1 pseudogene is annotated in these 1,459 nt (G+C 58.2%); it reads left to right on the top strand.

From position 1 onward, the window contains the following. Window positions 1–831: 831 nt before the first annotated feature. Window positions 832–1,459: pseudogene (locus G6R25_RS23920) on the top strand (cytochrome P450); the annotation flags it as partial.

The following is a 1,459-nucleotide window of genomic DNA, read 5'->3' as shown; positions in this document are numbered from 1 at the left end:
GCGGGAGATCAACCCAGCGGGTGTCGACAACACCGTTGACTAACGCCCTCGACTGATCGTGTCTGGAGGCGTCGAGTACTCCGTGGAACTGGCCATCGGCGGGGCACTGGCACCCCGGCGATGAGACGATGGTCCACCATGATCAGGAAAAGTTCATCGACTTGATCATGGCGCGCAGGTTGACGCCGGGGGCTTGGACGAGAGGCTCATCGTGAAGACTCGGGCAGCAAAGGCCCTGACCGCAGCTGTTGTCATCGGTGGCACCCTGTTCGGCGTAGGGGGCACATCGTTCGCTGCGGGCACCCGTCCGAAGGGAGCGCTCGTGTACGTCTACGGCGCAGGCGCAGCCGCCGAGGAGGCGAAGGCCAAGGCCACGTCTTTCGCGAAGGCTCAGTGTCAGTCGGGGAAGGTGACCACCGATAACTACCACAAGTCTCGCAAATGGGATCTGGGTGTCCACCTACACGGGCAACTGCGCCTCCGCTTCTCCCCACAGAGGAGGAGACCGCCGATGAAGATCTCGTCGGCCCCCCCGGGATCGGCCCAGGCTGGACAGCTTGACCAGACGCTGCAGCCGCGGCTTGTTCCGGTGGATCTTGGGCGAGGACCGCTTGGCCTTCGTCGATGACGACGGTGAGCTGGGGGCCGTCCCACGGGCTGAGCCGGCGGCGCTTCAGCACCGCGGCCCGCCGGTTCATCTCAGCGTAGAGCTCTTCGGTCGTATCGCTGATGTTGATCGGTGCCACTAGCTATGATCACTTAAATGGAAAGGTTTAACTCGACGCTTGGTGCTTGGTGCTTGGTGCTTGCGCGATGGGGAAGGATGATCCAGTGAGCTCGCTCGAAAGTCCGTTTCAGGAACAGTTTACGCAAGACCCGTATTTGCTGTATGCCGAACTCAGGCAAAGGGAGCCAGTTTATCGGACTATTACTTCAGACGGTTTGCGGGTGTGGGTAGTTACTCGTTTTGAAGACGCCCGTTCGGCTCTTGCTAACCAGGGGCTATCGAAAAACTTAATCTTGGCTCGCAACCTTGTTGAGCGTAATACACTACCCGGCTTTGCGTGCCGGAATGTTAATGGTGCGGTTACGCAACATATGCTAGAAAGCGATCCGCCGAATCATACCCGTCTACGTAAGCTGGTTGAGAATTCATTCACTGCAGGACGGATCAACGCGTTGCGACCTCGAATAGAACAACTCTCCAGCGGGCTGCTGAGCAGCCTTGCTGGAGAATTGGAGATCGACCTTGTCAACCAATACGCGTTCCCGCTAGCTTTTACGGTGATCTGCGAGATATTGGGCCTACCGCAGGGTGATCGGGACCAGTTTCGGCTGTGGATAAATGACTATAGCTCCACCGGTTCGCCGGAACAGGTCAACACTGCCTCTGACGCTATCGCTAATTATCTGACTGATCTGCTTGAGGCCAAGTGGAGACAGCCGAGTCAAGACGTGC

Source organism: Candidatus Frankia alpina (genome assembly GCF_902806485.1).
Lineage (GTDB): Bacteria > Actinomycetota > Actinomycetes > Frankiales > Frankiaceae > Frankia > Frankia alpina.
The sequence above is the reverse complement of the archived record's forward strand: the minus strand, read 5'-3'. Positions and strand labels throughout refer to the sequence as shown.